At 74.7% G+C, this 12853-nt stretch carries 11 protein-coding genes; 10 read left to right on the top strand and 1 reads right to left on the bottom strand.

What is annotated here, in order from left to right:
* Window positions 1-19: 19 nt before the first annotated feature.
* The 10 genes from ACIQFX_RS30050 (at window position 20) to ACIQFX_RS30095 (ending at window position 12013) form a co-directional block, all read left to right on the top strand.
* Window positions 20-865: a glutamate ABC transporter substrate-binding protein gene (locus ACIQFX_RS30050; RefSeq protein ID WP_402469738.1), complete on the top strand. Its 846-nt coding sequence runs from the start codon at window positions 20-22 to the stop codon at window positions 863-865.
* A 10-nt stretch (window positions 866-875) separates the two neighbouring features.
* Complete coding sequence (locus ACIQFX_RS30055) at window positions 876-1541, top strand: amino acid ABC transporter permease (protein ID WP_402469740.1); 666 nt, start codon at window positions 876-878, stop codon at window positions 1539-1541.
* A complete protein-coding gene (locus ACIQFX_RS30060; RefSeq protein ID WP_402469742.1) occupies window positions 1538-2440 on the top strand; it encodes an amino acid ABC transporter permease in 903 nt (300 codons plus the stop codon). The genes ACIQFX_RS30055 and ACIQFX_RS30060 overlap by 4 nt, the downstream gene beginning before the upstream one ends.
* Window positions 2441-2591: 151 nt before the next feature.
* Entirely contained in the window at window positions 2592-4181 is a 1590-nt protein-coding gene (locus ACIQFX_RS30065; protein ID WP_402469745.1) for a molybdopterin-dependent oxidoreductase, read from the top strand.
* Window positions 4182-4239: 58 nt separating this feature from the next.
* Complete coding sequence (locus tag ACIQFX_RS30070; RefSeq protein WP_402469748.1) at window positions 4240-6438, top strand: ATP-binding protein; 2199 nt, start codon at window positions 4240-4242, stop codon at window positions 6436-6438.
* Window positions 6439-6478: 40 nt separating this feature from the next.
* Complete coding sequence (locus ACIQFX_RS30075) at window positions 6479-7615, top strand: sulfite oxidase (protein ID WP_402469750.1); 1137 nt, start codon at window positions 6479-6481, stop codon at window positions 7613-7615.
* Window positions 7616-7881: 266 nt separating this feature from the next.
* Complete coding sequence (gene nadE / locus ACIQFX_RS30080; RefSeq protein ID WP_402469753.1) at window positions 7882-8712, top strand: ammonia-dependent NAD(+) synthetase; 831 nt, start codon at window positions 7882-7884, stop codon at window positions 8710-8712.
* A gap of 95 nt (window positions 8713-8807) precedes the next feature.
* Complete coding sequence (locus ACIQFX_RS30085) at window positions 8808-10115, top strand: alpha/beta fold hydrolase (protein WP_402469756.1); 1308 nt, start codon at window positions 8808-8810, stop codon at window positions 10113-10115.
* A gap of 216 nt (window positions 10116-10331) precedes the next feature.
* Window positions 10332-11264 (top strand): SIS domain-containing protein, encoded by a 933-nt coding sequence (locus ACIQFX_RS30090; RefSeq protein ID WP_402469758.1) that lies wholly within the window; start codon window positions 10332-10334, stop codon window positions 11262-11264.
* On the top strand, window positions 11261-12013 hold the full coding sequence (locus tag ACIQFX_RS30095; RefSeq protein WP_402469761.1) for a PIG-L deacetylase family protein: 753 nt from the start codon (window positions 11261-11263) through the stop codon (window positions 12011-12013). Before ACIQFX_RS30090 ends, ACIQFX_RS30095 begins: the two co-directional genes overlap by 4 nt.
* A gap of 61 nt (window positions 12014-12074) precedes the next feature.
* Here ACIQFX_RS30095 and ACIQFX_RS30100 read toward each other — a convergent pair whose 3' ends face one another.
* Window positions 12075-12848 carry a VOC family protein gene (locus ACIQFX_RS30100; protein WP_402469764.1) on the bottom strand — a complete coding sequence of 258 codons (774 nt, stop codon included), beginning with the start codon at window positions 12846-12848 and terminating at the stop codon, window positions 12075-12077.
* Between the last annotated feature and the right edge of the window lie 5 nt (window positions 12849-12853).

The following is a 12853-nucleotide window of genomic DNA, read 5'->3' on the forward strand; positions in this document are numbered from 1 at the left end:
AGCCCCAGGGGTGATCCTCATGAACCCTCTCAGGACCAGCAAGGCCACCGTGGCCGTCGCCGCGGCGGTCGTCCTCTCCTTCACCTCCGCCGGTTTCGCGCACGGCGCCGCCGACGCGCCCCGCGACCACGGCGGTGACGAGATCACCATCGGCATCAAGTACGACCAGCCCGGCATCGGCCTGAAGACCCCCGACGGCACCTACACCGGCTTCGACGTCGACGTGGCGACCTACATCGCCAAGCAGCTCGGCCACGACCCGTCCGACATCGTGTGGAAGGAGGCCAAGAGCGCCGACCGCGAGACGCTGCTCCAGCGCGGCGACGTGGACTTCATCGCGGCCTCGTACTCGATCAACGACAAGCGCGCCGAGAAGGTCGACTTCGCGGGCCCGTACCTCCTCGCCCACCAGGACGTGCTGATCAGGGCCGATGACGACTCGATCAAGGAGCCGTCCGACCTGAACAACAAGAAGCTCTGCTCGGTCACCGGCTCGACCTCCGCGCAGAACGTCAAGGACAAGATCGCCCCCGACGCCCAGCTCCAGGAGTACGGCGGCTACAGCGAGTGCCTGACCGGACTGGAGAACGGTGTCATCGACGCCGTCACGACCGACGACTCGATCCTCGCCGGATACGCCGCGCAGCCCGAGTTCAAGGGCAAGTTCAAGCTCGGCGGCTTCGAGATGAGCAACGAGAACTACGGCATCGGCGTCCAGAAGGGCAGCGAGCTGAAGGCCAAGATCAACACGGCGCTGGAGAAGATGGTCGCCGACGGCTCCTGGGAGGCGGCGGTCAAGAAGAACTTCGGGCCCGCCGGCTACCAGAACGAACCGGCCCCGCAGATCGGCGTCGTCGTGAAGTGAGCCGGCCGTCGTGTTCGACTTCCTCGAAGGCTACGACCTGCTGGGAGCCTTCTGGACCACCGTCCAGCTGACCGTCTACTCCGCGATCGGCTCCCTCGTCTGGGGGACGCTGCTGGCCGCCATGCGCGTCAGCCCCGTCCCCCTCATGCGGGGCTTCGGCACCGTCTACGTCAACATCGTCCGCAACATCCCCCTCACCGTCATCATCGTCTTCACCTCGCTCGGCCTCTTCCAGACCCTCGGCGTCAGCCTGGGCGCCGACCGGTTCACCGTCATCAACTTCCGGCTCGCCGTCCTCGGCCTCACCGCCTACACCAGCGCCTTCGTCTGCGAGGCCCTCCGCTCCGGCATCAACACCGTCCCCCTCGGCCAGGTCGAGGCGGCCCGCGCCATCGGCCTCGGCTTCCCGCAGGTCCTGCGCATCATCGTGCTCCCGCAGGCCTTCCGCTCGGTCGTCGGCCCCCTCGCCAACGTCCTCATCGCCCTCACCAAGAACACCACCGTCGCCGCCGCCATCGGCGTCGCCGAGGCGGCCCTGCTGATGCGCGAGATGATCGAGAACGAGGCCCAACTCATCCTCATCTCGGTGATCTTCGCCGTCGGGTTCCTCTGCCTCACCCTGCCCACCGGACTGTTCCTCGGCTGGGTCGCCAAGAAGGTGGCGGTGAAACGGTGAAGGAGACGCCGACGGTCCTCTACGACGTCCCCGGGCCGCGCGCCCGGCGGCGCAACGTCCTGTGGACCCTGCTGTTCCTCGCCGCCCTCGCCGCCGTCGTGTGGTGGGTCGCCGCGAGCCTCGCGGACCAGGGCCAGCTCGAATGGTCCAAGTGGGCGCCCTTCTTCACCGACGCCCGCGTGTGGGAGACGTACCTCCTGCCCGCCCTGAAGAACACGGTGATCGCCGCCGGACTCGCCATGGTGATCGCGCTGCCCATGGGCGCCCTCCTCGGCATCTCCCGGCTCTCCGAACACCGATCCGTGCGCGGCGCGGCCGGCGTCGTCGTCGAGTTCTTCCGGGCCATCCCCGTGCTGATCCTCATGCTCTTCGCCAACGCCGCGTACGCCGAGTTCACCGACATCAGCCCGGACACCCGCCCCCTCTACGCCGTCGTCACCGGCCTCGTCCTCTACAACGCCTCCGTGCTCGCCGAGGTCGTCCGCGCCGGCATCCTCGCCCTCCCCGCCGGCCAGACCGACGCCGCCAAGGCCATCGGCATGCGCAAGGGCCAGACCATGACGTACGTCCTCCTCCCGCAGTCCGTCACGGCCATGCTCCCCGCCCTGGTCAGCCAGCTCGTCGTCATCGTCAAGGACACCGCGCTCGGCGGCGCCATGCTCGGCTTCTCCGAACTCCTCGCCTCCGTCCGCCCGATGAGCGCCAACTACGGCGCCAACACCATCGCCTGCTTCACCGTCGTCGCCGTCATCTTCGTCATCCTCAACTTCGCCCTCACCACCTTCGCCTCCTGGCTCGAAGGCCGGCTCCGCCGCGGCCGGAAGTCCACCGGCGCGGTCGTCGGAGCCGAAGCGGTGGAAGACCTGGCGACCCCCGGCGAGCACCTCGACAAGCCGTAGCGGACATCCCCGCCGATCGGACCGGGCCCGCGCGCGGGCCCGACCGCCAGGACACCCCTCGGCGGGCGGGCCCGACCGGGTCGCTCCGCCACCCGGGTGAAGCACCCCCCGAGGAGCGGTCCGGACGGCCCGCCGTGCCGAAGAACCCACCATGAACGCCACCAGGACCGCGCGCGAGCCGGAGTACGCACCCACCCGTACCGACCGGCTCCTCGCCGCGCTCGGCGGCCTCGTCTCCGCGTACGTGTCGCTGGCCGTCGCCGACGTCGTCGCCGCCCGGGTACGGCCCGAGGCGGGCCCCGTGCCGGCCGTCGGTGGCGCCGTCGTCGACCGGACGCCCGCGGGCCTGAAGGAGTGGGCGATCCGCGCCTTCGGCGAGAGCGACAAGGCCGTCCTCCAACTCGGCATCCTGGTCCTCCTCGGGCTCCTCGCCCTCGGGGTCGGCCTGCTCGCCCTGCGCCACCGCCCGCTCGGCGCGGCGGCCGTCGGCGCCTTCGGCGTCCTCGGGGCCCTCGCCGCCGTCACCCGCCCCGACTCGGACTCCGCCCTGGACGCCGTGCCCTCCCTCGTCGGGGCCGCCGCCGGCGCGGCCCTGCTGTACGTCCTGGCCGGCCGCCTCCGCACCCCGAGGCCCGGCGCGGACCACGCGGACCGGCGCGGCTTCCTGATCGTCGCCGGCTCCGCCGGGCTCGCCGCGACCGGCGCCGCCGCACTCGGCAGGACGGTCGGCACCCCCGTACAGGAGCACGCGGAGGCCTCCCGCGCGGCGCTGCGACTGCCCCGACCGGACTCACCCGCGCCCCCCGTGCCCCCCGGCACGCAGCTCCGGGTGCCCGGCATCGGCCCCTTCTTCACCCCCAACCGCGACTTCTACCGCGTCGACACCGCGCTCGTGGTCCCGAAGGTCGACGCCGACCGCTGGCGGCTGCGCCTGCACGGCAGCGGAGTGCGCGAGGAACGCACGTACAGCCTCCAGGAGTTGACGGCCCGCGACACGGTCGAGCGGGACATCACGCTGGCCTGCGTCTCGAACGAGGTCGGCGGCCCCTACGTCGGCAACGCCCGCTGGCTCGGCGTGCGCCTCGCCGACCTGCTCCGCGAGGCCGGCGTCCGCCCGCCCTCCGAAGGCGGTCCCGCCGACCAGCTCGTCGCCCGCTCCGTCGACGGCATGACCATCGGCACGCCCGTCGAGGAGGTCATGGACGGCCGCGACGCCCTCCTCGCCTTCGGCATGAACGGCGAGCCCCTGCCCTTCGCCCACGGCTTCCCCGTCCGCATGATCGTCCCCGGCCTCTACGGCTACGTCTCCGCCTGCAAGTGGATCCGGTCCATCGAGCTCACCACCTTCGACGCCTACGACGCCTACTGGGTCCCCCGCGGCTGGGCCGCCCAGGCACCCGTCAAGACCCAGTCCCGCATCGACACCCCCCGCCCCTTCGCCCGCCCCGCCGCCGGCACCGTGATGGTCGCCGGCGTCGCCTGGGCCCAGCACCGGGGCATCCGCCGCGTCGAGGTGCGGATCGACGACGGCCCCTGGCACGACGCCACCCTGGCCGCCGAGGACAACCGCGACACCTGGCGCCAGTGGACCTACCCCTGGGCCGCCACCCCCGGCAGCCACACCCTCACCGTCCGCGCCACCGACGGCACCGGCACCACCCAGCCCGAACGGCGCACCTCCACCATGCCGGACGGGGCACAGGGCTGGCACTCGGTCGGCGTCAGGGTCGAGGGCGGGTGACGAAGTCAGGGTCGAGGCTGGGTAACGAACGGACTCCGCACCCCCGTTCGCGCCGTTCATGAGGGACACTGCTCCCGTGCGTGGACATCTGCCGGACGAGAACCCGGGTTTCGTGGGGCGCCGCACGGAACTGGAGCGAATATCCGTCGCGTTGACGGAACACCGCCTCGTCACCGTGACCGGCGTCGGCGGAGTGGGGAAGACCCGCCTCGCGCTCCGGGCCGCGCACCGCGCCGCCGAGCGGTACCCCGACGGGGCGTGGTGGACCGACCTCACCCCACTCGACGGCGACCGGCTGCTCGTCGCGCTCGTCGCCGACTCCGTCGACCTCTCGGACCACACACCGGGCATGGCGACCACCGGACTCTGCCGGCGGCTCGCCGACGACCGGCTGCTGCTCGTCCTCGACTCCTGCGAGCACCTGGCCGAACCCTGCGCGCGGCTCGTCGCCGAACTACTCGCCGCCGCACCCGGACTCACCGTGCTCGCCACCAGCCGGCGCCCCCTCGGCGTCGACGGCGAGCACGTCATCGCCCTCGACCCGCTGCCGCCCGCCGGCCAGGACGCCCTCGAACTGCTCCGGAGGGCCGCCGGCGAGGACTTCCCCGCCGCGGGACCGGCCGGAGAGATCTGCGTACGCCTCGAAGGCATCCCGCTCGCCCTGGAACTGGCCGCCGCCCAGATCCGCCTCCAGGGTGCCGAGGCCGTCCGCGACCAGCTCGGCAGCCGGTTCGACGCCCCGCCCGGCACCCGCTTCGACCTGCTCGCCCACACGGAACGGGTGTGGCCGAGCCGCCACCAGACCCTGCGCGCCGCGATCGGCTGGAGCCATGAACTGAGCGCGCCCCTCGAACGGCTCCTCTGGGCCCGGCTCTCCGTCTTCCGCGGCCCGTTCGACCTCGCTTCGGCGACCGCCGTGTGCGTCGGCGGCCCGCTGAACCGTGCGACCCTGCCCGGCGCCCTCGACGGGCTCGTCCGCGCCTCCGTGGTCCGGGCGGCCGACGCGGCCGGACGGCACCGGATGCTCGACACGATCCGCGAGTACGGCGCGACCTGGCTCGACCGCACCGGCGAGACGGGAGCCGTCGCCGAACGGCACGCCGCCCACTTCCGGGGCCTGGCCCGCCGGGCCGAGACCGAGTGGCACGGCGCCCGCCAGCTGCGCTGGTACCGGACGGTCGACGCCCACCACACCGACCTGCGCACCGCCCTCGACCGCCTGCTCCGCACCGACCCCGATGCCGCCCTCGACCTCATCGGCTCCGTCGCCTTCGCCTGGTCCTGCCGAGGACGCCTCAGGGAGGCCCGCGACGGCCTCGAACAGGCCCTGCTCCTCAGCGGCGTCCGCGGCCGCGTCCGGGCCCGCGCGCTGTGGGCCCTCGGCGTCACCCTCGTCCTCCAGGGAGAGTTCGGGCCCGCCCAGGAAGTCAGCGAACGGTGCGCCCGCGAGGCGCGGTACGCGGAATCCGCCGAGCGGGCCGACCACGCGCCGGACACGGGCTGGGACGACCACGCGGGACCGGGCCGCGGCGGCGGGCGCGACCGGCCCGGCGACCTCACCCTCGACGCCGCCGCCCTCGCCGGGCTCCTCGCCCTGACCACCGGCCGCGCCATGGCCGCCCACGTCGTCGTGGGCCACGTCCTCGACGCCGCGCCGGGCGGCCCCGCCGATTCCGCGGCCCGGCTCCGCTGCCACCTCGTGCGGGTCTTCGCCCTCACCGGCCTCGGCCGGCTCGACGAGGCCCGGGACCAGGCGCTCGCCCTCCGCGACCGGTGCCGGGAGCTCGACGAGCACTGGACCCGCACCGCCCTGGAGTACCAGCTCGCCCTCACCGGCCTCCTGGAGGGCGACCCCGCGGCCGCCTCCGGACACGCCCGCGCCATGCTCGAAGGGACCCGCAGCCTCGGCGCCAGCCTCGGCGTCGCCCTCGGCCTCGACGTCCTCGCCACGGCTCTCGCCGCCGCCGGCGACGGCGAGAGCGCGGCCGACGTCTCCGGCACCGGCGAGGCCTACTGGCGCTCCACCGGCCAGCCCCGGCGCGGCCTGCCCGGCCTGCGGGCCCTCCACGAGAAGTACACGGACACCGTGCGCGCGTCGATCGGCGAACCCGTCTACGAGGAGATCTTCGTCCGCGCCCTCACCGGCCTCCCCCAGGACGGCCTCGACCGCGCCCTGCGCGGCCCCCTGCACGGCTGGCGATCCGGCGCGCCGCGCCCCGGGGAGCGTCCCGCCGATCACGCCCGGCCCACGGCCTGATCGACAAGACACCCCCGGGGGCGCGGCGCACCATGAAGGCATGGACGGATCCCTCAGCGGCCTGGGCGACATCAGCGCGCCGGGGCGCGTGGCCGACCCCGAGGAGGGCGTCGGCGAGCACGAGCTGGCCCTCGCCACCCGCAACCACGGACTCCCGCTGGAGGCGCTGCGGTACGACGTCACCCCGCCCGGACTGCACTACGTCCTGGTGCACTACGACATCCCCGCCACGGACGCCGACGGCTGGCGGCTCACCGTCGGCGGCAGGGTGCTCCGACCGCTCTCCCTCGACCTGGACGCGCTCCGCGCCCGGCCCGCCGTCACCCGCCGGGTGACCCTGGAGTGCGCGGGGAACGGCCGGGCCAGGCTCACGCCCCGGCCCGTCAGCCAGCCCTGGCTCGTCGAGGCCGTCGGCACCGCCGACTGGACCGGCGTCCCGCTGGCCGAGCTCCTCGCGGAGGCCGGCACCGCCGAGGACGCCGTCGAAGCGGTGTTCACGGGCGCCGACCACGGCGTCGAGCGGGGCGTCGAGCAGGACTACCGGCGCGCCCTGCCCCTCTCGGCGGCCGCCGACCCGGCCCGGGACGTCCTCGTCGCCTACGCGATGAACGGCGCCCCGCTGCCCCCGCAGCACGGCAGCCCGCTGCGGCTCGTCGTCCCCGGCTGGTACGGCATGGCCCACGTGAAGTGGCTGCACGACATCACGCTCACCACCACCCCGTACACCGGCTTCCAGCAGAGCGTCGCCTACCGCCTGCGCCAGGAGGCGGCCGACCCGGGGGAGCCCGTCACCCTCATCGCGCCCCGCGCCCTGATGGTCCCTCCCGGCTTCCCGGACTTCATGTCCCGCACCCGGGTCGTCCGCCCCGGCCCCGTCACGCTGACCGGGCGCGCCTGGTCCGGCCACGGCCCGGTCACCCGCGTCGAGGTCAGCGAGGACGGCGGGGCGGCCTGGACCGGCGCCGCGCTCGCACCGGACCCCGCCCACCCCTGGGCCTGGTCCGCCTGGCACACCACCTGGAACGCCACCCCCGGGCTGCGCCACCTCACCGTCCGGGCCACCGACGCCGACGGCAACGTCCAGCCGCTCACCGCGCCCTGGAACCGGGGCGGCTTCGCCAACAACCTCGTCCAGCGGGTCGAGGTGCTGTGCACCCCGGAGGCGTCCGCCGACTGACGGCGACGGACGCGCCCCGACCGCCTCCGCCCGCCGTACCGGTCGGCGGTGCGCCCCGCCCACCTCCGCCCGCCGCTGCCGCCGGCTCCGCCTGGCGACCCCTCCGTGGACCGGGGGCCCGCCGCCGGGCACCCGGACGCGTCGGCCGGCCGATCGGGCGCGGCGCGTAGAGTCGACCCCGGTGCACGCCGTACACCCGGCGCGCCCGCCCCGTACGCCCCGAACACCCCGGTCCGCCGCCGACCGCCCCTGACGAGGAGACCTCCGTGACCGACCCGGCGCCCACCGCCCTCCAGCAGCAGATCGCCCGGGACCTCCAGGTCTCCGACGACTTCGACCCGGCTGCCGAGATCGAGCGCCGGGTGGCCTTCCTCACCGAGCGGCTCACCTCGACCGGCCTGCGCTCCCTCGTCCTCGGCATCAGCGGCGGCGTCGACTCCACGACCGCCGGCCGGCTCTGCCAGCTCGCCGTGGAACGCGCCCGCGCCGCCGGCCACGACGCCACCTTCTACGCGATGCGGCTGCCGTACGGCGTCCAGGCCGACGAGAAGGACGCGCAGACCGCCCTCGGCTTCATCCGCGCCGACCGGGTCCTCACCGTCGACGTCAAGGCGGCGAGCGACGCGGCCCTGGAGGCCGGCCTCGCCGGCGGGGTCGCCTTCCGCGACGCCCACCACCAGGACTTCGTGCAGGGCAACATCAAGGCCCGCCAGCGGATGATCGCCCAGTACGCGGTCGCCGGTGCCCACGACGGCCTCGTCGTCGGCACCGACCACGCCGCCGAGGCCGTCTCCGGCTTCTTCACCAAGTTCGGCGACGGCGCCGCCGACGTCGTCCCGCTCACCGGCCTGACCAAGCGGCGCGTCCGCGCGATCGCCGACGAGCTGGGCGCCCCGGCCGAGCTGGTGTGGAAGACCCCCACGGCCGACCTGGAGACCCTCGACCCGGGCAAGGCCGACGAGGACGCGCTCGGCGTCACGTACGACGACATCGACGACTTCCTGGAGGGCAAGCCGGTCGCGGAGGCCGCCTACGCGACGATCGTCCGCCGCTACGAGCTCACCGAGCACAAGCGACAGCTGCCGATCGCCCCCTGACACTCCCGGCTCCCCGGGCCTCCCGGCCCCCGGTACGCCCCCGCCGTGTGATCCACTGTCCTCGCGGGGGCGTACCGAACAGGAGCAGGCACAGCGTGACCACCTACCGGCAGCCGGGACTCGTCCTCACCGACCACCGATTCCCCGTCCCCCTCGACCACGCCCGCCCCGACGGCGAGCGGATCGAGGTCTACGGCCGCGAGGTCGTCGCGAGCGGACCGGCGGAGAAGGACCGCGAACGGCTGCCCTGGCTGGTCTACCTGGAGGGCGGACCCGGCTTCGGCGCCCGTCGCTTCATCGGACCGCAGGCCTGGCTCGGCCGGGCGGTCCGGGAGTACCGCGTCCTCCTCCTCGACCAGCGCGGCACCGGCCGCTCCACCCCCGCCAACCGCCAGACCCTGCCGCTCCGCGGCACCCCGGCCGAGCAGGCCGACTACCTCGCCCACTTCCGCGCCGACTCCATCGTCAAGGACTGCGAGCTGATCCGCCGCCGGCTCACCGGCGGCGCCCCCTGGACCGTCCTCGGCCAGAGCTTCGGCGGCTTCTGCGCCACCCACTACCTCTCCACCGCGCCCGAGGGCCTCGACACCGTCCTCGTCACCGGCGGCCTGCCCTCCCTGGACGCCACCGCGGACGAGGTCTACCGTGCCGCCTACCCCCGCGTCCGGCGCAAGAACGAGGCCCACTTCGCCCGCTACCCGCAGGACGCCGAACGGGCCCGCGCGATCGTCGCCCACCTCCTCGACCGCGAGGTCACCCTGCCCGGCGGCGGCCTCCTCACCGCCGAGGCCTTCCAGTCCCTCGGCATCCTCCTCGGCTCCGGCGACGGCACCCACCAGCTCCACCTGCTCCTGGAGGGCGCCTTCGTCCCCACCCCGGCCGGCCCCGCGCTCGCCGACGCCTTCCTGGAGCAGGTCCAGGCGCACCTCTCGTACGCGGGGCACCCGCTCTACGCCGTGCTCCACGAGGCCATCTACGCCCAGGGCCTGGGGCCCACCGGCTGGGCCGCCGAACGCGTCCGCGCGGAGTACCCCGAGTTCGACGCCCGTGCGGCCCTGGCGTCCGGCGCGCCGCTCCTCTTCACCGGCGAGACCGTCCACCCCTGGCACTTCACCACCGACCCCGCCCTGCGCCCGCTCCGCGAGACCGCCGAGCGGCTCGCCGAACGCGACGACTGGACACCGCTCTACGACCCGGAGCGCCTCGCCGCCAACGAGGTCCCGGTCGCGGCCGCCGTCTACCACGACGACATGTACGTGGACACCGCGCACTCCCTGGAGACGGCGCGGGCCGTGCGCGGACTGCGGACCTGGGTGACCGACGAGTTCGAGCACGACGGGGTGCGGGCCGGCGGGCCGCGCGTGCTCGACCGGCTCCTGTCCCTGGCCCGCGGCGAGGCCTGACCCCGCGGCGCGCTTCGACCCCGCGGCGAGGCCTGACCCCGCGGCGCGCTTCGACCCCGCGGCGAGGCCTGACCCGCGGCGGGTCCGACCCCGCGGGGCACGGCCGCGCAAAAGTCCAAGCGGTGACCACCCGATGCACATGGTGTGCTCCCGACGGATGCCGGTAGAACTCGGTCCGGACCCCGTGAGGGGAGCCCGCGAGGAGAGGACCCGGACATGAGCACCCACGTCAGCGCGGAGATCGCCGGCCAGCCGGACTGCTGGCGCCGCGCCGCCGACGTCGCCGGCCGGCACGGCGGCCTGCTGCCGGCCCGCGGCGAGCGCGTGGCGGTCGTCGGCTGCGGCACCTCGTACTTCATCGCCCGCGCCTACGCCGCCCTGCGCGAGTCCCTGGGGGCGGGGGAGACCGACGCCTTCCCCGCCTCGGACACCACCCCGCTGGGCCGCGGCTACGACCGGATCGTCGCCCTCACCCGCTCCGGCACCACCACGGAGGTCCTCGACCTGCTCGCCGCGGCCGCCGGCCGCGTCCCGGCCCTCGTCCTCACCGGGGTGCCGGAGAGCCCCGCCGGGCGGCTCGCCGACCGGATCGTCGACCTGGGCTTCGCCGACGAACGTTCCGTCGTCCAGACCCGGTTCGCCACCACGGCCCTCCAACTCCTGCGGGCGGGGCTCGGGGTGGACCTCGGGCCGTCGATCGCGGACGCCGAACTCGTGCTGTACGAGCGGCTGCCCGTGCTCTGGGAGCGGCGCGGCCAGTTCACCTTCCTCGGCACCGGCTGGACCGTCGGACTCGCCGACGAGGCGGCCCTCAAACTCCGCGAGACGGCCCGCGTCTGGACGGAGTCGTACGCGGCGATGGAGTACCGGCACGGCCCGATCAGCATCAGCGACCGGGCCAGCCTCGTGTGGTGCCTCGGTCCCGCGCCCTCGGGCCTGCGGGAGGAAGTGGAGTCCACGGGCGCCCTGTTCGCCGCCGACGCCATCGACCCGGTCGCCGCGCTGGTCCGCGCCCAGCGGCTCGCCGTGGCGCTGGCGTCCCGGCGCGGCCTCAACCCCGACCGCCCCCGGCACGTCTCGCGGTCGGTGATCCTCTCCGGTTCGTTCCGCCCGACGGCGGCGGACGCGGCCCGTATCCTGCGGTCATGATCGACACCCATGCCACGGACCTCCTGGAGATGCCCGGCGACTGGCAGCGCGCGCTCGCCGTGGTCGCCCATCCCGACGACCTGGAGTACGGCTGCGCGGCGGCCGTCGCGGAGTGGACGGATGCCGGGAAGGAGGTCGTGTACGTCCTCGCCACGCGGGGCGAGGCCGGCATCGACGCGCTCGCCCCGGACGTCTGCGGGCCGCTGCGCGAGCGGGAGCAGCGCGACAGCGCCGCCGTCGTCGGCGTGGACACGGTCGAGTTCCTCGACCACCGCGACGGGGTGATCGAGTACGGGCTCGGGCTGCGCCGCGACATCGCGGCCGCGATCCGCCGCCACCGCCCGGAGTTGGTCCTCACCCTCAACCACCGCGACACCTGGGGCGGCGGCCCGGGCGCCCCCTGGAACACGCCGGACCACCTCGCCGTCGGGCGCGCCACCCTGGACGCCGCCGCCGACGCGGGCAACCGCTGGATCTTCCCCGAGCTGACCGAGCAGGGCCTGGAGCCCTGGGGCGGAGTGCGCTGGGTGGCGGTGGCCGCGTCCGCCACCCCGACGCACGCCGTCGACGCTGGCCCGGGCCTGGACCGCGCGGTCCGCTCGCTGCTCTGCCACCGCGCGTACATCGAGGGCCTGACGGACCAGGATCCGGAGGAGTACGTCAGGTCGTTCCTCACCTCGGCGACGGGGCGCGCGGCGGACCGGTTCGGCGGGCGCCCCGCGGTGGCCTTCGAGCTGTTCGCCCGCTGACGGACCGCGCGCCGGAGCGGGTGAACCCGGTGCCGCCGCGCCCGCCCGCCCCGGCGGACGGTCAGCCCATCGGCGCGGGCTTCAGGACCGCGAAGGTCGCGCCGAAGGGGTCGGCGAGCCAGGCGATCCGGCCGACGTCCGGGATGTCGGCCGCGGGCATGAGCACCGAGCCGCCGTTGCCCTGCGCCGACCGGGCGACGGCGTCGGCGTCCTCGACGGCGAAGTACGGCACCCAGTGCGGCGTCGGGCCCTGGAGCTCGGCGACGCCGCCGAACGAGGCGTCCTCCTGGTCGCCGTCGGCGGTGGAGATCACCCGGTACGTCATGCCGGGCGCCTCCATCTCCGCCCAGCGCCAGCCGAACAGGGTGCGGTAGAAGCCGAGTACGGACTCGGGTTCGGCGACGTGCAGCTCGGCCCAGACGAGGGTGTTGGTCGACGAGGTCCGCTCCAGGCCCCGGACGGCCGCCGGCTGCCAGACGGCGAACTCGGCGCCGCCCGGGTCGGTGAGGCAGGCCATGCGGCCGGCTTCCATGACGTCGAAGGCCGCGACGCGCACGGTGCCGCCGGCGTCCTCGGCGGCCTTCGCGGTGGCGTCGGCGTCCGGGGTCTGGAAGTACACCGTCCAGGCGCTGTGCGCGCCCTCCTCGGTGAGCGGGCCGAGGGCACCGACGGTCATCCCGTCCTGTCGGAAGAAGCCGTAGCCGCCCGCCTCGGGACCGGCGGACTCGAAGTCCCAGCCGAAGACGGAGCCGTAGAAGGCGGCGGCCGCCACGGTGTCGGGGCTGCCGAGGTCGATCCAGTTGGGGGAGCCCTGGGTGAACTGCGTACCGAGCATGGGAG

Source organism: Streptomyces sp. NPDC093089, assembly GCF_044754405.1.
Lineage (GTDB): Bacteria > Actinomycetota > Actinomycetes > Streptomycetales > Streptomycetaceae > Streptomyces.

Coding starts and splice junctions, on each gene's coding strand:
- ACIQFX_RS30075 (WP_402469750.1), top strand. CDS start 6,479: ATGGACGGATCCCTCAGCGGCCTGGGCGACATCAGCGCGCCGGGGCGC.
- ACIQFX_RS30050 (WP_402469738.1), top strand. CDS start 20: ATGAACCCTCTCAGGACCAGCAAGGCCACCGTGGCCGTCGCCGCGGCG.
- ACIQFX_RS30090 (WP_402469758.1), top strand. CDS start 10,332: ATGAGCACCCACGTCAGCGCGGAGATCGCCGGCCAGCCGGACTGCTGG.
- ACIQFX_RS30065 (WP_402469745.1), top strand. CDS start 2,592: ATGAACGCCACCAGGACCGCGCGCGAGCCGGAGTACGCACCCACCCGT.
- ACIQFX_RS30100 (WP_402469764.1), bottom strand. CDS start 12,848: ATGCTCGGTACGCAGTTCACCCAGGGCTCCCCCAACTGGATCGACCTC.
- ACIQFX_RS30070 (WP_402469748.1), top strand. CDS start 4,240: ATGAGGGACACTGCTCCCGTGCGTGGACATCTGCCGGACGAGAACCCG.
- ACIQFX_RS30095 (WP_402469761.1), top strand. CDS start 11,261: ATGATCGACACCCATGCCACGGACCTCCTGGAGATGCCCGGCGACTGG.